Consider the following 19,320-nt stretch of genomic DNA (forward strand, 5'->3'; position numbering starts at 1 on the left):
AGATGGAATGGATAGCAACGATAGTGTAGATCGTACCGTACCCGAACTCGACAGCCACGACTGGTTTGCGGCCCTCGACGCCCGCCACCAGGCGCTGCTGCGCGCCGCCAGCGTCGTCCGGCACTATGAAGCGGGCGCCTTCATCACGCGGCGCGGCGAACCGTCGGCGCACTGGATCGGCGTGCACACGGGCCTGATCAAGCTGGCCGTGTACAACGCCGATGGGCGCGGCGCCACGTTTTCCGGCGTGCCGGCCGGCGGCTGGTGCGGCGAGGGCAGCGTGCTCAAGCGCGAACTGCGCCGCTACGACGTGGTGGCCGTGCGCGCCGCCGACATCATCCTCGTGCCCGTGGACCTGTTTCATTTGCTGCTGGCCGAGAGCCTGTCCTTCAATGCCTTCGTCATCCGCCAGTTGAACGAGCGCATGGGCCAATTCATCGCCACCATCCAGAACCAGCGCCTGCTGGCCGTCGACGCCCAAGTGGCGCAAGCGATCGCGCAGCTGTTCCACCCCATGCTATACCCGCGCACCTCACGCGTGCTTGAGCTGTCGCAGGAAGAAATCGGCTTGCTGACCGGCATTTCGCGCCAGCGCGTGAACCAGGCGCTGGGGCATCTGGCCGGGCTCAAGCTGATCAGCATCGCCTATCAATCGATCCGCGTCGTCGACCTCGACGGCTTGCGCCGCTACGGCGTGGCGTCGCTGTGATGACAGACTGGGCGCGCGATGTGTGGCATGCTGATGCCTCGTTCACCACACTGGCTTGACGCATGGCACTCGTTTCCGATCATCCTCTGCATTTGCTGGGCTTGCGCTTTCCGCTCCGGCTGCGCGTCACCGTGCGCCAGGGTTTTGTGACTTTGCATAATGAAATCGCCACCAAGAAACTGGGCAGCGGCGACAGCTTCGTCGTGCCCGCCTTCTTGCGCTTTGCCTGCGACGTGATGCCGGGACGGGGCAAGCCGGCCGTGTTCACCCTGGCGCTGGAAGACGACGACGCGCAGGCCAGCCATGGCGGCGGCAAGCGCTGGAGCCAGGCGCTGGCGCAGCATATCTTCCATTCGCCGCAGGGCAAGTGGACGGCTGCGCGCCTGGCGGCCCTGTGGCAAGTGACGCCGCACAAGGCCAGGGCGCGCCTGTTTGCCGAGGGGGAAGCGCTGCTCAGCCTGGTGCGCGAACAGCGGCTCGCGCATGCGCTGCACGCGGTGGCGCAGGTAAGCGGCGACGGCGATGCGGGGCGCGACCTGGCGCAGGTGGCGGCCGGCTCCGGCTTTGCGTCGATTCCCGCGTTTTGCGACGCCTGCGTGGACGTGGCGGGCGTGCGCCCGAGCCTGTTCCTGCAGGGACAGGCGCCCGCATAGCCAGACTCCGTTATAATCGGGGCCATGGGATCTTTATTGAAACGCAAACAGTGGCATATGTGGTTCGCCTGCCTGGCGATACTGCTCAATGCGCTGTCGCCGTCCCTGTCGTATGCCTATGCTGCGCTGCACGCCAAGGCGAACGGGGCCACGGTCGAGATCTGCTCGGCCAGCGGCGCCGTCTACACGCAGGCCGACCTGGCATCCGCCTTCCAGGCCGCGAAATCCACCACCGATTCCGTCCTGCACCACATCGAGCATTGCCCGTTCTGCATGAACCATGCGGGCAGCTTTGCCTTGCCGCCGCCGCAATCGACGCCGCTGGCCGTCTCTGACGGCCACGACGGCTATCCGCCCCTGTTTTACCAAGCGCCGCAGCCCCAGTTCGCGTGGCTGGCCGCCAGTCCGCGCGGGCCGCCTGCAGCGGCCTGAACGCACCTGTTCTGCCTGCCGCCCTGCGGCATGGCCTCTACGTCCTAACTTGTCTCAACTACGCCCATTGGGCTGGAATTGCCATGAAACGTCGTTTATTTCTTCTCGCCGGCACGGCGGGATTGCTCACGCTTGCCGCTTGCGAACAAGCACCGAAACCCCATTACAACGGCCTCGACCTGACGGGAGGCGATTACAAGCCCGACTTCAAATTGAGCGGCCCCGACGGCAAGGTGTATACCCTGGCCGACTTCAAGGGCAAGTATGTGATGGTCTTCTTTGGCTTCACGCAATGCCCGGACGTGTGCCCGACGGCCCTGTCGCGCGCGCTGGAAATCCGTCAGAAGCTGGGCGCCGACGCCGACAAGCTGCAAGTGCTCTTCATCAGCATCGACCCCGAGCGCGACACGCCCGAGCTGCTGGGCGAGTACATGCGCGCCTTCGACCCCAGCTTCCTCGGCTTGCGCACGGACCCGCAGGCGACGGCGCAGACGGCCTTCAACTACAAGGTCTTCTACCGCCGCGTGCCCAGCGGCAGCTCGTACACGATGGACCACACGGCCATCAGCTATGTGCTCGATACGGAAGGGCGCATGCGCCTGGGCCTGAAACACCAGTTGACGGGCGACGAGTGCGTGCAGGACATCAAGACCTTGATGAAATCGAAATACACCTTATAACATCCATTGAAAGGAATGATCATGACCCATCTGAAAACCCTGCTGGCCACGGCCCTGGCCGTGCTGTCCTTCTCCGCCGCTGCCCAGACGTCCGTGCAGATCAGCGACCCGTGGGTGCGCGCCACCGTGCCGCAGCAAAAGGCCACGGGCGCCTTCATGCAGATCACGGCGCCGAAAGCCATGCGGCTGCTGGAAGTGCGCTCGCCCGTGGCCGGCGTGGCGGAAATCCATGAAATGAGCATGGTCGACAACATGATGCGCATGCGCCAGGTCAAGGAAATCGCTTTGCCTGCCGGCAAGGCCGTCGAACTGAAGCCGGGCGGCTACCACGTCATGCTGCTGGACCTGAAAGGGCAGGTGAAGGCGGGCGACAAGATCCCGCTGACCCTGGTCGTCGAAGGCGAGGACAAGCACCGCGAAACCATTGAAGTCCATGCCGTGGCCCGTCCGCTGGGCGCCGCCTCGGCCCCGATGCCGGCGATGAAACACTAAGCCTGCCGCTGCACGCTTGAAAAGCCCGGTTCGCCGGGCTTTTTTGCGCCCGCCTGAAAGTTAAACGGTTGTTTGATATAATCCCATGCAATATTAAACAGCTGTTTAAATGATGGGAACGGCATGACTGAAGATAAAGAAAACGAACCGGCGCGCGCGCGCATCCTGCAGGCGGCGGCGGACCTGTTTGCCGACGAAGGCTACAAGGCGGCGTCCGTGCGCAGGATCTGCGAGGCGGCCAAGGTCAACGTGGCGATGGTCAATTATTACTTTCATAGCAAGGAGGAGCTGCACCTGGCCGCCTTCGACCATGCGCGCGAGCTGGCGCGGGCCTCGGCCGCCGACGTGGCCGCCGCCAGCGCGCGGGCGCAGCTGCCGCCCGTGGAACAGTTGCGCCTGGCCATCGAGGCGCTGGTGTCCGACATGTTGCGCTCGGGTCACGCATCGCTGTTCAGCCGCCTGGTGGCGCGCGAACTGATCGAGCCGACGGCCGCCATCCACAAGCTGGCCGAGCGCAATGTGCGTCCGCAGCACGCGCTGTTTACGGGCTTGATCCGTGGCGTGGTGGGGCCGGCCATGCCGGACGACGTGGTGCAGAAATGCGTGTTCAGCGTGATCGGCCAGGCCGTGTTCTATGCCCGTTCGCGCATCGTGCATGAGCTGGTGGCGCCGGAAATCACCTATGACGAGGCCGGCATCGCCAGCATCGCGCGCCATGTGTCGCGCTTTTCCCTGGCCGCCCTCGACGGCATGCGCCTTGAATTTGACGCTGCGCAGGTGCGCGCATGAAGGCCCGCAACCTGACCATGGTGCTGGCCGGCCTGGCCATGCTGGGCCCGTTCGCCACCGACACCTTCCTGCCATCGTTTCCCGCCATCAGCGCGCATTTCGACGTCAGCAGCGTGCTGGTGCAGCAAACCCTCAGCATCTACCTGGCCGCCTATGCCTTCATGACCCTGTTCTACGGCACCCTGTCCGACTCGTTCGGCCGCCGCCCCGTGATTCTCGCTTCGCTCCTGATCTTTGCAATCGGCTCCATCGGCGCCGCGTTTGCACCGAGCTTTGGCTGGCTGCTGTTCTTCCGCGGCATGCAGGGCGCTTCGGCGGGGGCGGGCAGGGTGATCGGGCAAGCCATCGTGCGCGACACCCTGTCCGGCGCGGCAGCGCAAAAGATGCTGGCCAATATCATGATGGTGTTCGGCATCGCGCCCGCCATCGCCCCCGTCATCGGCGGCTGGCTGCATGTGGCCTATGGCTGGCAATCGACGTTCGTCTTCACCTTTTCCGTCACCGTGCTGCTGGCGCTCGCTTGCCTGAAAGGTTTGCCGGAAAGTTTATCTATTGAACAACGTCAACCATTTCATCCCAGCAACATTGCGCGCAATTACTGGCTGGCGCTGCGCCACCGGACGTTCCTGCTGCGTTCGCTGGCCGTGGCCTTCGCCTTTGGCGGCTTTGCGCTGTACATCGCCTCGGCGCCGCATTTTATTTTGGAATTGCTGCGGCTGCCGGAAACGGCGTTTGGCTGGATGTTCATCCCCATGGTGGCGGGCCTGGTGGGCGGCTCGGCGCTGTCGGGCAAGCTGGCGCACACGGTGAAAAGCACCGTGCTGGTGCGCTGGGGCCTGCTGGCCATGGCGGCCACGGGCGCGCTCAACATCGCCTACAACCATTGGTTTGCGGCCAGCATCCCGTTCGCCGTCGTGCCCGTGATGCTGTATGCGTTCGGCATGTCGCTGGCCTTGCCGGGCATGACCATGTCCACGCTCGACATTTTTCCGCAGATGCGGGGCCTGGCCGCATCGCTGCAGAATTTCGTGCAGATGCTGGTGTTTGCGCTGGTGTCCGGTTTTGTCGCACCCTTGCTGTTCGACAGTGCTTTCAAGCTGGCGCTGGGGCAGGCTTCGGCCGTCGCGCTGGCCGCCGCATTCTGGTGGCTGGCCAGCCGCCAAGGGGCGGGGCAGGGCATTGGCAGGGTTGCCAAAACGGCATGAGCGGCCCTGGAAAAGGATGGCATGCTTTCTGCTTTGTTACACTGTGACAATCAGACCCCCGCCGCGGGCACGGCAGCACGCGCGCGGGTCTAAGCAGTTTTGCAACTTTACCTTTGGCTATCATGCACTTGATTAACTCCAGTTTGAACCACGCCTTGCGCGTGCCGCTGGCTGCGGAAATCCACTCGCGGCCGTTTTTGCAGCTCGACGCCCCCGAACTGATCACCCACCTGGCAGTGTATAAAGATGACAGCGCCGCGCCCGGTGCGTCGAATATGGCGGCCCAGCACGCCACGCTGGCGGCCCTGTGCACGCATTTCGGCGTCACGCCTCCCAACGCCGAAGCCAAGTATTTTTACTACGACTTCGGCCGCTTCCGCCTGAAATGGGAATGCCACACGGAATTTGCCACGTTTACCTTCGCCGAACATCCGGGCGCTGCCTTGCCCCTGGAGCAGGCGTTCGAGCGCATGCCTCTGGAACAGTTGCCGCAGCAATGGCTGGCGGGCTTGAAGGGCAAGCTGATGGTGGCCGCCCACGTGGTGCTGGAACAGGCAACGGAGCCGGCCGAAATCTTCATGCAGGGCCTGTCGCGCGTGTTCGAGGGCAATACCCTGGCCGGCAGCAAAGTGCTGCAGGGCGGCGAATTGTGGACGGATTTTACGATCCAGTCCGACGGCTTCAGCCGTTTCGTCATCCGCGACGCGGGCATGCGCGCGCAGCAGTCGGGCCGGCTGGTGCAGCGCGTGCTGGAAATCGAAACCTACCGCATGATGGCCTTGCTGGGCTTGCCCTACGCCATGCAGGCGGCGCCGTCGCTCAATGCCATCGAAAACGAGCTGGCCACCCTGGCCGCCGCCATGGTCGACACGGACGACGCGCCGGGAGCCGGCGATGATGGCGTGTCCGAGCAAGCTTTGCTTGACCGCATCACGCGCCTGGCGGCCCGCATAGAAAAATTGTCACTCGATAATAGCTACCGTTTTTCCGCCTCGAAAGCCTACATGGGCCTCGTCAAGGCACGCATCGAGGAGTTGCGCGAAGTGCGCATCGAGGGCATCCCCACGGTCGAGGAATTCATGGACCGCCGCCTGACGCCGGCCATGAATACCTGCGAAGCGATGTCCAGCCGCCAGGAAGCCATGGCGCAGCGCATCGCCAACACAAATGACTTGCTGCGCACGCGCGTGGGCATCGTGCAGGAATTGCAAAACCGGCAAATCCTGCAATCGATGAACGCCCGCGCGGCCCAGCAGCTGCGCTTGCAGCAAGCGGTGGAAGGCTTGTCCGTGGCCGCCATCTCGTATTACGTGATCGGCCTGTTCAGCTACACGGGCAAGGCGGCCAAGGTGCTGGGCTTGCCCGTGAATCCGGAAATCCTCGTCGGCGCCCTGGTGCCCTTCGTGGCCGGCGCCGTCTGGCTGGGCTTGCGCCGCATGCACCACAAGCTGCACGCGGACTGAGCCGGGGATGCTCCGGCGGCGCGTACGCCGCGCGCCGCCAATCTTTGCTATCGTGCTGACCTCATTGTTTGCTACAAGGAAATTAGCGTGCTTGCCAAGGTTGGAGATATCTACAGTGTGTTTTCGCACAGGCTGCAGCAGTATGTGGCTTGCCAGGTCACGGCCATCGACGATGCTGCGTCCGGCAGCGCACCGCTGGCCGCCATTTTGCAGCTGGACTGGACGGGCGACGCCTTGCCCGATGCCGCGGCCGTGCAGGCGATGCGCCCGCTGGTGTGCGATTACTATTTCTGGAACAGCCGCCACGACCACAGCTTTGCCAATGCAAAAGTGCCGCGCCATTACACCCTGGTGGCCAATGTCGCGCCCCTGGTCGATGCGGCAGTGAAAAGCTACAGCGGCGGCTGGCACATGGGCGACAGCGTGTACCGCCAGCGCCGCTGGGAGCAGCTCGACCCGGCCAGGCGCCGGCGCTTCAAGGCGGCATCGAGCGAGGAAGTGATGGTCGGCGGCCAGGCCGTGCGCCAGAAGACGAGCCGCATCGGCGACGATATCCTGCAGGCGATCGGCGACCTGTCCGAACTGGACCGGCTGCCTTGCCTGACGACCATCGAGACGCGCCACGGCAGCGCGGCGCTGGCCGCCTACATCAACGGCAACCCCATCATCAACGAAGTGCAGTGGCAGTCCTCGACGGAGAGCGAACTCGACTTGCGCAACAGCAATGTCAGCCGCCTCGTCGTGCATGGCGCAGGCTTGCGCTCGCTGCGCCTGAATGAGGGTGTGAGCACCCTGATACTGAATGGCGCGCCGTCGGCCGCCCTGCGCATCGACGACCCGCATGCGGGGCGCTTCCTGCGGCTGCAGTTGTCCGGCGCCCTGGCGCCATTCCACGGCCTCGACCAGCTGGCGCGCCTGTCGCTGAGCGCGATGCCGCTGGTCGATTTCGACGCCGTGGCGCAGCGTTTCCCCGTGCTGACGGACCTGACCGTGTGGGGCAAGCCGGGGCTGGCGTCGAACGTGGCCAGCATCGCCAGACTGGACCGTTTGCGCTCCTTCACCGCGTATGAACTGTTTGGCTACGGTGCCGATGACTTCCCCGCGCCGGCGCAGTTGCCGGCCTTGTCCAGCCTGTGCCTGGCCAGCCTGCCGGCCGACGCCGCCAAGGCCATCAAGGCCAGTTATAAAAAGGCGGCGGCGCTGGGTCTGGACTTGTCCGTGACGCGGCCGCGCAAGCCGGAATGGCTGGCGGAAAACCTGGACAATCCGTTCCGCGACTGGGATGGCCGCGCGCACATTGCGGCGGCCTATGCCAAAAAGGCCGCGCAGGCGTATAAAAAGCTGCTGGCCACGGCGCGCACGCTCGACGGCGCGAACGATGCCGGGACGGCGCAAGCCGTGGCGCAGGAGATGATCGCCGCCTACGTCGGCGTGTTCAACCAGATCGAACGGCGTTCCAGCGTCATCGAGACGGTGGAGCGCGACGAAATCTATGTGGCGCTGGAGCAGGTGCTGACGCAGGTGCCGCTGCCGGATGTGGCGGCGCTGTACGCCCTGTTCGACCGCCTGCGCGATTTTTAGTCAAGCATGGACTAGAAAAAAAGTTCTAGACATCGAGTTCTAGAATCGGTATTCTAGCGTCATGCTAAAAAATACCTCCACTCCCCATCCCACGGCCGCCGAACTGGATTTGCTGCGCATCCTGTGGCGGCGCGGTCCGTCCGACGCGCGTGCCGTGTACGACGCCCTGGCCGAAGAGCGTGCCGACGCCAGCTACGCCACCGTGCTGCGCCAGTTGCAATTGATGCATGGCAAGGGCTTGCTGAGCCGTGATGAAAGCCAGCGGCCGCAGCTGTATGCGGCCGTCGAGGCGCAGGAAAAGCTGCAGACCAGCTTGCTCAAGGACTTGATCGGCAAGGTGTTTTCCGGTTCCGGCAAGGCGCTGGTGCTGACGGCCCTGCGCGAGCACGTGAGCGACGCCGAACGCGTGGAAATTGAAAAGATCCTGCGTGGCGACAGGGACGGCGGCCAGCCATGAGCCTGCCCATCATGGATGCCTTCCTGCCCGCGCTGGGCTGGGTGCTGCTGTATTTCGTCTGGCAGGGCCTGTTGATCGGCGGCGTTGCCGCGGTGGGGCTGTGGCTGCTGCGCGCTGCGGGCCCGCGCTGGCGCTATGCGCTGTGCGCGCTGGCCCTGCTGCTGTGCCTGGGCATTCCCGCCGCGCACTTGCTGGCGCTGCTGCTGGACGGCGGGCCGGCGCAGGCCCGCGCATCCATGGCGGCGCTGCCCGCGTGGCGCTCCGCCGTCGCTGCCTGGCTGCCGGCCCTGGTGCTGGCCTGGAGCGCCGGCGTTGGCCTGATGAGCTTGCGCCTGTGCCTGGGCCTGGCCTGGGTCGGCAAGCTGCGCCGCCAGGCCGTGGCGGCGCCGGCCATCTGGCAGGCGCGCCTCGATGCGCTGGCCGTGCGCATGGGCTTGCGCCAGGCGCTGCCGCTCAAGCTGCATGCGGGGCTGTCCGGTCCCGTCACCCTCGGTTTCTGGCGTCCCGTCGTGCTCTTGCCCGTCGCCTTGCTGAGCGGCATGCCGGTGGCGCTGGTCGAAGCCTTGCTCGCGCATGAGCTGGCGCACGTGCGGCGCTGGGATTACCTGGTCAACCTGCTGCAAAGCGTGGCCGAGGCGCTGCTGTTTTTTCACCCCGTCGTCTGGTGGCTGTCGGCGCGCATGCGTGCCGAACGGGAGCAGGTGGCCGACGCGCTGGCCGCGCAGGCGCTGCAAGACCCGCAGCGGCTGGCCAGCGCGCTGCACGCCTTGTCCCTGCAGGCGGGGGCACTGCGCCAGCCCGGCCTGGCCATGTCGGCCCGGGGCGGGGCGCTGCTCACGCGCATCCGTTCCCTGATGGCGCCGGCGCCGGCCGCCAGCGGCTGGAAGCTGGCCGTGCCCGCCTTGCTGCTGGCCGGCGCCACCCTGCTGCTGCAGACGCAGGGCAAGCCGGCCGTCACGGCGGCGACGATTGCCGGCGCCGCTACCGCGATGCTGGACTTGCCCGTCAGCGCCAGGCACATGCTGGTGTTTGACGACAGCACGGGCCAGGTGCTGATGGCAAAAGACGCGGACGCCGTCGTGCCCATCGCCTCGATTACCAAGCTGATGACGGCCATGGTGGTGCTCGACGCGGGCCTCGATCCTGCCGAAACGCTGCGCATCGCGCGCGCCGACGGCGACTCGTCGCTGCAGCGCCGCAGCGTGCTGGCCGACGGCGTGGCCGTGTCGCGCGGCACGCTGTTGCAGCTGGCGCTGCTGCCATCCGAAAACCGCGCCGCCGCCGCGCTGGCGCGCACCTATCCGGGCGGCAACGCGGCCTTTGCGCAAGCGCTGCAGGCGAAGATACGCGCGCTGGGCCTGACGCGCACCACGCTGACGGACCCCGTCGGCAGTTCGCCCGCGAATACGTCGACGGCCAGCGAGGTGGCGAAGATCGTCGCGGCGGCGGCCCGCTACCCGGACATTGCGCGCATCACCAGCCACCCGCAAGCGAGCGTGGCCGTCGATGGCAAGTGGCGCACCCTGCACAACACCAACCCGCTCGTCGGCGGCAAGGGCTGGGACATTCTGCTGTCGAAAACGGGCAGCAGCCACGAGGCGGGCAGCTGCCTGAGCATGCGCATGCGCAGCGGCGGCAAGCACGTCACCGTGGTGCTGCTGGACGCCGACGGCGCGCAGCGGCGCTCGCTTGACGCCGGACACATCCGCGACACCCTGGCCGACAGGACCGGCCGCATGCATTGATACCCCCCGGGCGCGCCGCGCGGCGGCCGCCTTTCTTTTTTACACTCTGGAGATGAAGATGACACTATTGGCGAAGTTGATGCTGGCGACGGTTGCGACCATGTCGGCGGGCACAGGACAGGCGAAGACGCCCGCACCGGTGCAGGATACGCCTGTCGATTGCGACAGTTGCAAGGAATGGAATGCGCCCGTCAAGCCGTTCAATATCCATGGCAACAGCTGGTATGTGGGCACGGCCGGCCTGTCCGCCGTGCTGGTGACGGGTCCGCAGGGCCATATCCTGCTCGACGGCGCGCTGCCGCAGTCGGCGCCCCTGATCATCGACAATATCAAGGCGCTCGGTTTCCGCATCGAGGATGTGAAGTTCATCCTCAATTCGCACGCGCACTGGGACCATGCGGGCGGCATTGCCGCGCTGCAGCGCGCCAGCGGCGCCACCGTGGTGGCCAGCGCCTCGGGCGCACTGGGGCTGCAAAGCGGCACGAATGGCAAGGATGACCCGCAATACCAGGCCAACCCTGTCGTGCATGTGGCCAAGGTGCACAAGGTCAAGGTGGTGGGCGAGGGCGATACCGTCAAGGTGGGACCGTTGACCTTGACGGCCCGCATGACGCCCGGCCACACGCCAGGCGGCACGACCTGGACGTGGACGTCGTGCGAAGGCCAGCGCTGCCTGAACGTCGTGTATGCGGACAGCCTGAACCCGTATGCGAGCGGCGATTTTACTTACACGGGCAAGGGCGGGGGCAAAGGCAGGACGCCGGACGTCTCGGCCGCGTTCGAAGCGAGCATCGCCAAGGTGGCTGCCTTGCCATGCGACATCATCATCCCCGTGCATCCGGGCACGACGGACGTGCTGGGCAAGGCGGCCAGGCGCAACGGCACGGATAACCCCCTGGTCGACGCCAACGCCTGCCGCGCTTATGCGGCCGAAGCGGGCGGCTTGCTGGCCAAGCGCCTGGCGAAGGAACGGGGCGAGGCCGCGCCGGCCGCCGATGCGGCGCACGTCCACTAAACCGCTGTCGCGTGGGGAGGCTACTGCGTCGGCTGGCCCGGCGCGGCCTTGTGCAGGCGGTTGACGAACACGGTCATTTCCTTGACGGCTTGCAGGTCGCCCTGCTTGCGCGCCACCGCCAGGCCGGTCGTCCAGGCGGCCTCGGCCTCATCGGGCCGCCCCAGCTGCCGCAAGGTCTTGCCCAGCAGCTTCCAGGCGGCCGAATAGCCGGGCTGTTGCACCGTGGCGTGCGCCAGGTGGACGGCGGCTTGCCCGACGTCGTTCTCTTTCAGGCAGGCATCGCCCAGGCCAAAGCGCAGCAGGGCGTTGTCGCGTCCCTCGGCCAGCATTTTTTCCAGCTTTTCACGCATGTCTCGCTCCATTAATATGCAAGTTAATTCTTGCATATTAATGCCTGGGGCGTTTGTCCGCAAGCCTGCTCCGGCCTTGCTGCCGATGCCCGAACTCTGCTTTCCCGGCCGCGCGCTTGCCCCTTGCAGGCGCGCGTCGCGGCAGGAGGGGGCTATTTCTGAGGCCTGCCTATTTGCAATACAGCCTGTCGATGCTGTGCGCCGACGCCAGGTAATGCCGCGTCTGCCACGTAATCGCCACGCGGTAGGCGCAGGGCGGGTCGAGCGCCACGTTGACGGGGAAGCCGCCATTGTTGCCCGATAAATGCGGGCCGCCGGCCCCGCCGCGGAACAGATAATTGCCCGGTGGCGGAGGCGGCGTGAAACTGGCGGCCGGCAGCGGCGGCGGCGGGTGCGCGATGCCGTTGTTATTGGAAATCGTGATATTGAAAAAGCGCAAATGCGGATGGTCTATCGTGTACAGGATATGCACGAGGCCGCCCGCGATGGGGTTGCAGGCATTGCTGCGCAACTCTTCCAGGTCCAGCGCGACGATGACGGCTGAATTGTCGAAGACGATGGAGTCGAGCCCGTCCGTGGCCACCAGTGCCAGGGTGTTGCCGTCGCGCACTTCGAAGCCCAGGCGGTAGCGGCGTATCGGTTCGCTCTCGGCCGCCGTCAGGCTGCGGCCCGCGTCGAGGATGGGCAAGCCGCCCGGCAGCTTGGCCGGATGCAGGCTGGTGATGGCGGGGGTGTTGATGGTCAGCAAGTCGAACGTGCGCAGGAAGATGTTGGGCGCCACGTTGACGACGGCCGTCGTGCCGTCGCGCATGTCCACGGTGACAGGCTTGCCGTCCACCCGTATCCACCCGCCCGGTTTCAGATCGCCCGCATTGATGATGACCTGCGCCGAGTCGGCCAGGCCCAGTCCGTTCGTATAAAACACATAGCCGACGAGCGTGCCGAGAATTTGCGTGAGCGGCGCCAGGCTGGCCGGGGCCACTGCGGGCAAGGCAGTCGGGTCGTCGCTGCCGCCCGGCCACGTCCATTCGCCGATGAGGAAGCGGTATTCGAGCGGGTTGGCGGGGATGGCGCTGTTGCGCAGCGGGCAATTGCCCTTCAGGGTCACGCCGCCGCCGAACACGTAGGAGGCGCCCGCGCCGCCCGCATAGCCTTGCGCGGAAAAGCCTGCCGGCGAGGGAAACGGGTGGATGTCGAACACTTCCACCTGCTGCCAGTGGGGCACGCCTTCGACGTCGGGCGGCAAGACCTCTTTCGAGCACAATTCGACGCAGAAACAGTGGCCCACGTTTTCGCGCCCTGGCTGGCGTCCGTCGGCCTGGGTTTCCGACAGGATGGTCACGCTGCCCAGCTGCGCCGTGAAATACACGTCCGGCCCGCTTGTAAATTCCACGTTGATGAACGGCGAAAACGGCGTGAGCGTGAAGTCGGACGTCAGGTAATCGATGCGAAAGCGACCGCTGGCGTCCGTGACGGCGTCGCCCAGCGCATCGTCCTGCAGCCAGTCCGCGTCGAACGCGCGCACGGTGGCGCCGGCGATCGGCGTTTGCGGCGCGGCGCAGGTACGCAGGCGGCCGCAGATGGTCCAGGCGCCGAAACGGGCGCGCACCAGGCACCAGAAGCGTTGCGGCAGGCAATAATCCCAGACGGCAAGGAAATCGTTGTCGACCTGGCGCCAGCGGGGCTGGAGGGTGGTGATGGAAAACTGCAGCGGCACGGGGTCTTTCGGCCCAGGCTTGAGGTGGGGCACGGTAGGACACAGCACGTCGACTTCGACGGCCTCGCCGTGGTAGTCGCCTTCCAGGGTGAAACTGTAGTTGCCGTCCTCGTCCGTGCGCGCTTCGGCCAGCAGGAAGGGCGCTTTCGCCTGCACTTCCTCGTCCGTGAGGATGGCGAAGGTTTCCTTGGCGCTGGCCACGGCCAGGGCCGTGACGTTTTGCGTGTCGCGCGGCCGGTACAGGCGCACGATCACGTGCGACAGCGGTTCCGGACATTCGGCACAGATCAAGCCGCACAGCTTGCCCCGCAGGATATAGGCCATGATGGTTCTCCAGCTCGGTTGGACAGTTGCGCCGCTCGCAATGGCGGTGCTGTTACCAAGCTAGCAAATGGATAGCCTTTGGGCTTGATCCTGCGTAAAGGAGTGGCTATTTAATCAGTGCCAATACCTCGCGGAAACGCGGATGCTTGCAGTCGCGCAACCATTCAAAGGCCAGCATTTCGACCGTCACCAGATGTGCGCCCAGCTTGCCGAGGCGGGCCAGCGCCGCGTCGCGGCTGGCGGCCTGGCGCGAGCCGACGGCGTCGATGGCGATGATGACCTCATAGCCAAGCGCGAGCAGGCCGATGGCTGTCTGCAGCATGCACACATGGGCTTCGCAGCCCGTGACGACGACCTGTTTTCGGCCTGGCGGCAGGATGTCCTGCAAGCCATCAAAACAGGCGCCGAAATGCGTCTTGTGCAAGGTCCGTTCGCACAGGGCGGCGATCTCGTCCACGTTGGGCCCCAGTCCCTGGCGGTTTTGTTCCGTGCCCAGCACGGGCACGCCGAGCAGGCGCGCGATCCTGGCCAGGCGCAGGTTTTGCGCCAGCACCAGGCCGGCGTCGTGGATGGCCGGCATCAAGCGGCCTTGCAGGTCGACAATGACCAAAACGGCCTGGTTTGCATCTATCAGCATGGCGATCTCCTGAAACACCTGCCAAAACCTGCTGCGCGTCGGTAGTCGCGGCCTGCGATGCTCACTGTACCTTCGTACAGTTGCGCGTCTCGACCACAACTCCCTTCCGCTCGCTACGGTTTTATCAGGCGTTGTTAGTAATTAATATGTGGCGACAGTGTAGCGCGCCGCAGTGTGCTCAAGTTGGCCAGCTGGGCATGGCCGTCTCGCCCATCAGATAGGCGTGATTCAAATCGATGGCGCCGCGCAGGTAGTTCCACAGGGCGCTGACGCGGGCAATGTTGCGCCGCTCGCTAGGTGAAATCATCCAGAAAGAGCGCACGAGGTCGATGTCGCCGTCGAGCACGGGCACCAGTGCATTCGACTGCTGCGCCACGAAGCAGGGCAGTATCGCCAGCGCCTGGCCCGCGCGCGCCGCGTGGTACTGGGCGATCACGCTGGTGCTGCGGAACGCGCGCAGCGAGTCGGGCGCCACATTGTCCATGTAGCGCAGTTCCGCGCTGAAGACCAGGTCGTCCACGTAGCCGATGATCGGGTGCTGCGCCAGCTGCGCCACGCTGGTGATCGGCGCGTGGCGCGCCAGGTAGCCTGGCGTGGCGTACAGTTTCAGCCGGTAGTCGGACAGCTTGGTCACCACGTAGGGGCCGGACAGGGGCCGTTCGATGGAAATGGCCACGTCCGCCTCGCGCTTGGACAGGCTGACGAAACGGGGCACGGCGATCAGGTCCACGCTGATGTGCGGATAGCGGCCGCAAAACTGCGCCAGGTGGGGCGCCAGCACGACGGCGCCGAAGCCTTCCGTGGCGCCCAGGCGCACCTGGCCCGACAGCAATCGGTTGTGTTCACCCAGTTCCTCGGTGGCGGCAAACACCGTGCTTTCCATCGTTTCCGCGTATTCCATCAGGCGGTGGCCCTCGGGCGTCAGCTGGTAACCCACGTAGTTGCGGTCGAACAGCTGCGTGCCCACCTGCTCCTCGAACTTGCGCATGCGCCGCGACACGGTGGAATGGTCGATGCCCAGCTTTTTCGCCGCGTCGACGAGCCCCGCGCTGCGCGTCAGTTCCAGAAATACCCGTACATTGTCCCAATCGAGCATGGCCATTCCTCTCTGTGCATTTTTGCAAAGGAATTATGCATTAATTTCACTTGAGTGCATATTTTTACACATGCAGAATGCATCTACACCTATAAGAAAACCCGTTCACCTGGAGACACGCATGAAAAAAACCGTTCTGGCCATGGGCGCGCTGGCGCTCGCCCTTTCCTTTGGCGGCGCGCACGCGCAGATTTCCGATGGCGTCGTCAAGGTCGGCATCCTGACCGACATGTCCGGCCCGTATTCGGCCATGGGCGGGCGCGGCTCCGTCGTCGCCAGCCAGATGGCCGTCGAGGATTGTCTGAAAGCCGAATGCAAGGGCATGAAGATCGAAATCCTCTCGGCCGACCACCTGAACAAGGCCGACATCGCCGCCTCCAAGGCGCGCGAATGGATAGACCGCGACAAGGTCGACGCCATCGCCGATCTCACCAATTCCTCGGTGGCCCTGTCCGTGCAAAAGCTGATGAAGGAGAAGGGCGGCATCGCCATGTTCAGCGGCCCGGCCACCACGCGCCTGACGAATGAAGACTGCTCGCCGAACGGCTTCCACTGGATGTTCGACACGTATTCGCAGGCGGCCGGCACGGCGGCGGCATTGACGAAACTCGGGCAGAAATCGTGGTATTTCGTCACCGTCGATTACGCCTTCGGCCATTCGCTGGAAAAGGACGCCAGCGAAGTCGTCAAGCGCAACGGCGGCACGGTGCTGGGCGCCGTGCGCCATCCGCTCAACGCCTCCGACTTCTCGTCCTTCCTGGTGCAGGCGCAAGGCTCGAAGGCGCAGGTGATCGGCCTGGCCAACGGCGGCGCCGACACGGTGTCGGCCATCAAGCAGGCGCGCGAATTTCGCATCGGCAGCGGCAAGGACCAGCGCCTGGCCGCCTTGCTCGTGTTCCTCTCCGACGTGCATGCGCTGGGGCTGGACACGGCCCAGGGCCTCGTCTATGCGGACGGCTTTTACTGGGATTTCGATGACCGCAGCCGCGCCTTTGCCAAGCGCTTCGAGGCGCTCAACAAGGGCGCCAAGCCGACCATGGTGCAGGCGGGCGTGTATTCCAGCGTCTACCACTACCTGAAGTCGGTGGCGGCGGCGAAGAGCGACGACTCGAAGGTCGTCGCCCAGAAAATGCGCGAACTGCCCATCAAGGATGCCGTCATGAACAACGCCTCGATCCGCCCCGACGGCCGCGTCATCCACGACATGTACCTGGTGCAGGTCAAGACCCCGGCCGAATCGAAGGGCGCGTGGGACTACCTGAAAGTGCTGTCCACCATTCCCGCCGACCAGGCGTTCAAGCCTATGGATGCGGCGGCGTGCAATCTCGTTAAAAAATAGTCACGGAGCCAAACAAATGAACCAAGCCCTCAACTCAGTTCCCGCCATCCCCCTGCACATCGCCGGCAAGCATCACGCCTCGACCAGCACGGAGTGGCGCGACGTCGTCAACCCGGCCACGCAGGAAATCGTCGCCCAGGTGCCGTTTTCCACGCCCGAGGAAGTGAATCTGGCCGTCGCCACAGCCAGGGAAGCCTTTAAAACGTGGCGCAACACGCCGCTGGCGGCGCGCATGCGCATCATGCTCAAGTACCAGCAGTTGATCCGCGACAATATCGGCGCCCTGGCCGAACTGATCACGCGCGAGCACGGCAAGACCTTGCCCGATGCGGAAGGGGAGGTGATGCGCGGCCTGGAAGTGGTGGAGCATGCGTGCTCGATCGCCACCCTGCAGCTGGGCGAAATCGCGGAAAACGCGGCCACCGGCGTCGATGTCTACAATATCTACCAGCCGCTGGGCGTGGGCGCCGGCATCACGGCATTCAATTTTCCCGTCATGCTGCCGTGCTTCATGTTCCCCATCGCCATTGCCTGCGGCAATACGTTTGTGCTGAAACCGTCCGAGCAGGACCCGTCCTCGACCATGTACCTGGTCGAGCTGATGTACCAGGCGGGCTTGCCGGCGGGCGTGCTGAACGTCGTGCATGGCGGCGCCGACGTCGTCAACATGCTGTGCGACCATCCCGACATCAAGGCTGTCTCCTTCATCGGCTCCACCCACGTGGGCACGCATGTGTACCGCCGCGCCAGCGAAGCGGGCAAGCGCGCGCAATCGATGATGGGCGCGAAAAACCATTGCGTGGTGCTGGCCGACGCCAACAAGGAGCAGGCCATCAATAACCTGATCGGCGCCGCGTTCGGCGCGGCCGGCCAGCGCTGCATGGCCAATTCCGTCGTCGTGCTGGTGGGCGAGGCCCGTTCCTGGCTGCCGGAAATCGTCGCCCGCTCGCAGGCCCTGAAAGTGGGGCCGGGCAGCGACCGCACGGCCGACCTGGGACCGATGGTGTCCAGGGCCGCCATGCAGCGGGCGGAAAAGCTGATCCAGGCGGGCGTGGACGAAGGCGCGCAGCTGCTGCTCGACGGCCGCGGCCGCAAGGTGGCCGGTTACGAGGGCGGCAATTTCATGGGCCCGACGATATTTTCGAAGGTGGCGGCGTCGAACTCCGTCTATACGCAGGAGATTTTCGGCCCCGCCATGTGCGTCGTCGAAACCGATACGCTCGACGAAGCGATCGCTTTTATTAACGCCAACCCGAACGGCAACGGCACCTCGATCTTCACCGCCTCCGGCTGGGCGGGGCGCAAGTTCCAGAACGAGATCGACGTGGGGCAGGTGGGCATCAACGTGGCCATTCCCGTGCCCGTCGCCTATTTCAGCTTCACGGGCTCGCGCGCCTCGAAACTGGGCGACCTGGGCCCGAACGGCAAGCAGGCCTTGTACTTCTGGACGCAGACCAAGACGGTCACGGCGCGCTGGTTCGCCCCGGACGACGGCGGCAGCGGCGTCAACACCACCATTGCGATGAAATAAGGAGACGGCGATGAGCGCAAATATCGTTTTCATCGGCCTCGGTAACATGGGCCTGCCCATGGCGCAAAATCTGGTGCGCGCCGGCCATGCGGTGACGGGCTTCGATTTGCTGCCGGCCAGCGTGCGCCAGTTCGCCGACGGCGGCGGCCTGGTGTCCGACGACCAGGCCGCGGCGATTGCCGCCGCCGACATCGTCATCACCATGCTGCCGGCCAGCCGCCACGTGCTGGGAGCCTACCTTGGCGACACTGGCATCCTGGCGCAGGCGCGGCGCGGCACCCTGCTGCTCGACTGCTCGACGATTTCCACCGAGGCGGCGCGCCAGGTGGGCCGCGCGGCACAGGAGAAGGGCATGCCCATGCTGGACGCGCCCGTCTCGGGCGGCACGGCGGGCGCCACCAACGGCACCCTGACCTTCATGGTCGGCGGCGAAGCGTCCGCGCTGGCGGCGGCGCGGCCTTATTTGGAGATCATGGGCAAGGCCATCTTCCACGCGGGCGGCTCGGGCAGCGGCCAGGCGGTCAAGATCTGCAACAACATGCTGCTGGGGATTTTGATGATCGGCACCAGCGAAGCGATACGCCTGGGCGTGGCCAATGGCCTGGACGCCAAGGTAGTGTCGGACGTGATGGCGAAAAGCTCGGGCCGCAACTGGACCCTGGAAGTGTATAACCCGTGCCCGGGCGTGGCCGAGAACGTACCCGCGTCGCGCGGCTACACGGGCGGCTTCGGCGTCGACCTGATGCTCAAAGACCTGGGACTGGCCATGGAAAGCGCCGAGGCGTCGGGTGCCAGCGTGCCGCTGGGCGCCCTGGCGCGCACGCTGTATGACATGCACAGCAAGGCGGGGGCGGGCGGGCTCGATTTCTCCAGCATCTACCAGCTGCGGGACACGCCGGCGTAAGGCAGCTGTCGTGGCGATGGCGCTCCTGCGGGAGCGCTTTTTTTTTGTTTGCCGCAATCCTAATGTGCATGCTATCAGGAGGTTAAGAATATACAATCAGCAACTTGATTGAGTGCAAGATTAATGCTGCAGATCTGGATGCCGATAGCGAAAAACCCTGCCCGGCAAGGGCCTTGATGAACAGGAAAGACGGATCACCCG

19 protein-coding genes are annotated in these 19,320 nt (G+C 65.2%); 15 read left to right on the plus strand and 4 right to left on the minus strand.

All coding sequences use genetic code 11. The features are described 5' to 3' along the window. Window positions 1-7 precede the first annotated feature (7 nt). The 12 genes from AC07VI_RS18095 to bla all read left to right on the plus strand — a co-directional run bounded on the left by AC07VI_RS18095 (window position 8) and on the right by bla (window position 11,221). Window positions 8-709, plus strand: coding sequence for a Crp/Fnr family transcriptional regulator (locus tag AC07VI_RS18095; RefSeq protein WP_086147207.1), 702 nt, complete (start codon window positions 8-10; stop codon window positions 707-709). A 62-nt stretch (window positions 710-771) separates the two neighbouring features. Then, entirely contained in the window at window positions 772-1,362 is a 591-nt protein-coding gene (locus tag AC07VI_RS18100) for a helix-turn-helix domain-containing protein (protein ID WP_099420696.1), read from the plus strand. Window positions 1,363-1,398: 36 nt separating this feature from the next. After that, window positions 1,399-1,794, plus strand: coding sequence for a DUF2946 domain-containing protein (locus AC07VI_RS18105; RefSeq protein WP_157792429.1), 396 nt, complete (start codon window positions 1,399-1,401; stop codon window positions 1,792-1,794). 83 nt (window positions 1,795-1,877) lie between these two features. Further along, window positions 1,878-2,474 (plus strand): SCO family protein, encoded by a 597-nt coding sequence (locus AC07VI_RS18110; RefSeq protein ID WP_086147204.1) that lies wholly within the window; start codon window positions 1,878-1,880, stop codon window positions 2,472-2,474. Window positions 2,475-2,495: 21 nt separating this feature from the next. After that, a complete protein-coding gene (locus tag AC07VI_RS18115; protein WP_172404833.1) occupies window positions 2,496-2,966 on the plus strand; it encodes a copper chaperone PCu(A)C in 471 nt (156 codons plus the stop codon). A 123-nt stretch (window positions 2,967-3,089) separates the two neighbouring features. Continuing rightward, the gene (locus AC07VI_RS18120) at window positions 3,090-3,755 is read left to right on the plus strand and encodes a CerR family C-terminal domain-containing protein (RefSeq protein ID WP_099375728.1); all 666 of its coding nucleotides are present in this window, start codon (window positions 3,090-3,092) and stop codon (window positions 3,753-3,755) included. After that, entirely contained in the window at window positions 3,752-4,960 is a 1,209-nt protein-coding gene (locus tag AC07VI_RS18125; protein ID WP_099420695.1) for a multidrug effflux MFS transporter, read from the plus strand. Before AC07VI_RS18120 ends, AC07VI_RS18125 begins: the two co-directional genes overlap by 4 nt. A 122-nt stretch (window positions 4,961-5,082) precedes the next feature. Further along, window positions 5,083-6,423, plus strand: coding sequence for a DUF3422 family protein (locus tag AC07VI_RS18130; RefSeq protein WP_086147201.1), 1,341 nt, complete (start codon window positions 5,083-5,085; stop codon window positions 6,421-6,423). Window positions 6,424-6,510: 87 nt separating this feature from the next. Further along, window positions 6,511-8,004 carry a hypothetical protein gene (locus AC07VI_RS18135; RefSeq protein ID WP_492993625.1) on the plus strand — a complete coding sequence of 498 codons (1,494 nt, stop codon included), beginning with the start codon at window positions 6,511-6,513 and terminating at the stop codon, window positions 8,002-8,004. A 61-nt stretch (window positions 8,005-8,065) separates the two neighbouring features. Beyond that, complete coding sequence (locus tag AC07VI_RS18140) at window positions 8,066-8,461, plus strand: BlaI/MecI/CopY family transcriptional regulator (protein WP_086147199.1); 396 nt, start codon at window positions 8,066-8,068, stop codon at window positions 8,459-8,461. Further along, window positions 8,458-10,206 carry a M56 family metallopeptidase gene (locus AC07VI_RS18145; protein ID WP_193068945.1) on the plus strand — a complete coding sequence of 583 codons (1,749 nt, stop codon included), beginning with the start codon at window positions 8,458-8,460 and terminating at the stop codon, window positions 10,204-10,206. The genes AC07VI_RS18140 and AC07VI_RS18145 overlap by 4 nt, the downstream gene beginning before the upstream one ends. A gap of 58 nt (window positions 10,207-10,264) precedes the next feature. After that, a complete protein-coding gene (gene bla, locus AC07VI_RS18150) occupies window positions 10,265-11,221 on the plus strand; it encodes a subclass B3 metallo-beta-lactamase (protein ID WP_226936469.1) in 957 nt (318 codons plus the stop codon). Window positions 11,222-11,241: 20 nt separating this feature from the next. Here the strand turns inward: bla and AC07VI_RS18155 are convergent, their stop codons facing one another. The 4 genes from AC07VI_RS18155 to AC07VI_RS18170 form a co-directional block, all read right to left on the minus strand. Then, entirely contained in the window at window positions 11,242-11,571 is a 330-nt protein-coding gene (locus tag AC07VI_RS18155; protein WP_492993628.1) for a tetratricopeptide repeat protein, read from the minus strand. Window positions 11,572-11,740: 169 nt separating this feature from the next. Beyond that, window positions 11,741-13,612: a transthyretin-like family protein gene (locus AC07VI_RS18160; protein ID WP_492993630.1), complete on the minus strand. Its 1,872-nt coding sequence runs from the start codon at window positions 13,610-13,612 to the stop codon at window positions 11,741-11,743. A 106-nt stretch (window positions 13,613-13,718) separates the two neighbouring features. Beyond that, window positions 13,719-14,249 carry an isochorismatase family protein gene (locus tag AC07VI_RS18165; RefSeq protein ID WP_086147195.1) on the minus strand — a complete coding sequence of 177 codons (531 nt, stop codon included), beginning with the start codon at window positions 14,247-14,249 and terminating at the stop codon, window positions 13,719-13,721. A gap of 178 nt (window positions 14,250-14,427) precedes the next feature. Beyond that, window positions 14,428-15,345, minus strand: a complete 918-nt coding sequence (locus AC07VI_RS18170) for a LysR family transcriptional regulator (protein WP_086147226.1) — start codon at window positions 15,343-15,345, stop codon at window positions 14,428-14,430. A gap of 121 nt (window positions 15,346-15,466) precedes the next feature. On the opposite strand from AC07VI_RS18170, the gene AC07VI_RS18175 reads away from it, so the two are divergent. Genes AC07VI_RS18175 through mmsB form a run of 3 tightly spaced genes read left to right on the plus strand, consistent with a single transcriptional unit; the run spans window position 15,467 to window position 19,119 of the window. Beyond that, the gene (locus AC07VI_RS18175) at window positions 15,467-16,684 is read left to right on the plus strand and encodes an ABC transporter substrate-binding protein (RefSeq protein WP_099375734.1); all 1,218 of its coding nucleotides are present in this window, start codon (window positions 15,467-15,469) and stop codon (window positions 16,682-16,684) included. 16 nt (window positions 16,685-16,700) lie between these two features. Further along, entirely contained in the window at window positions 16,701-18,215 is a 1,515-nt protein-coding gene (locus AC07VI_RS18180; RefSeq protein WP_099375735.1) for a CoA-acylating methylmalonate-semialdehyde dehydrogenase, read from the plus strand. Between the two features lie 10 nt (window positions 18,216-18,225). Next, on the plus strand, window positions 18,226-19,119 hold the full coding sequence (gene mmsB / locus AC07VI_RS18185) for a 3-hydroxyisobutyrate dehydrogenase (RefSeq protein WP_086147192.1): 894 nt from the start codon (window positions 18,226-18,228) through the stop codon (window positions 19,117-19,119). Window positions 19,120-19,320: the final 201 nt, after the last annotated feature.

It is taken from the genome of Janthinobacterium sp. GW821-FHT03A03, assembly GCF_059421435.1.

Excerpts from the sequence above, each read along its gene's own strand:
- AC07VI_RS18100 (WP_099420696.1), top strand. The coding sequence starts at position 772 with ATGGCACTCGTTTCCGATCATCCTCTGCATTTGCTGGGCTTGCGCTTT.
- AC07VI_RS18095 (WP_086147207.1), top strand. The coding sequence starts at position 8 with ATGGATAGCAACGATAGTGTAGATCGTACCGTACCCGAACTCGACAGC.
- mmsB (WP_086147192.1), top strand. The coding sequence starts at position 18,226 with ATGAGCGCAAATATCGTTTTCATCGGCCTCGGTAACATGGGCCTGCCC.
- AC07VI_RS18130 (WP_086147201.1), top strand. The coding sequence starts at position 5,083 with ATGCACTTGATTAACTCCAGTTTGAACCACGCCTTGCGCGTGCCGCTG.
- AC07VI_RS18165 (WP_086147195.1), bottom strand. The coding sequence starts at position 14,249 with ATGCTGATAGATGCAAACCAGGCCGTTTTGGTCATTGTCGACCTGCAA.
- AC07VI_RS18115 (WP_172404833.1), top strand. The coding sequence starts at position 2,496 with ATGACCCATCTGAAAACCCTGCTGGCCACGGCCCTGGCCGTGCTGTCC.
- AC07VI_RS18170 (WP_086147226.1), bottom strand. The coding sequence starts at position 15,345 with ATGCTCGATTGGGACAATGTACGGGTATTTCTGGAACTGACGCGCAGC.
- AC07VI_RS18155 (WP_492993628.1), bottom strand. The coding sequence starts at position 11,571 with ATGCGTGAAAAGCTGGAAAAAATGCTGGCCGAGGGACGCGACAACGCC.
- AC07VI_RS18175 (WP_099375734.1), top strand. The coding sequence starts at position 15,467 with ATGAAAAAAACCGTTCTGGCCATGGGCGCGCTGGCGCTCGCCCTTTCC.
- bla (WP_226936469.1), top strand. The coding sequence starts at position 10,265 with ATGACACTATTGGCGAAGTTGATGCTGGCGACGGTTGCGACCATGTCG.
- AC07VI_RS18110 (WP_086147204.1), top strand. The coding sequence starts at position 1,878 with ATGAAACGTCGTTTATTTCTTCTCGCCGGCACGGCGGGATTGCTCACG.
- AC07VI_RS18180 (WP_099375735.1), top strand. The coding sequence starts at position 16,701 with ATGAACCAAGCCCTCAACTCAGTTCCCGCCATCCCCCTGCACATCGCC.
- AC07VI_RS18160 (WP_492993630.1), bottom strand. The coding sequence starts at position 13,612 with ATGGCCTATATCCTGCGGGGCAAGCTGTGCGGCTTGATCTGTGCCGAA.
- AC07VI_RS18120 (WP_099375728.1), top strand. The coding sequence starts at position 3,090 with ATGACTGAAGATAAAGAAAACGAACCGGCGCGCGCGCGCATCCTGCAG.
- AC07VI_RS18145 (WP_193068945.1), top strand. The coding sequence starts at position 8,458 with ATGAGCCTGCCCATCATGGATGCCTTCCTGCCCGCGCTGGGCTGGGTG.
- AC07VI_RS18140 (WP_086147199.1), top strand. The coding sequence starts at position 8,066 with ATGCTAAAAAATACCTCCACTCCCCATCCCACGGCCGCCGAACTGGAT.
- AC07VI_RS18125 (WP_099420695.1), top strand. The coding sequence starts at position 3,752 with ATGAAGGCCCGCAACCTGACCATGGTGCTGGCCGGCCTGGCCATGCTG.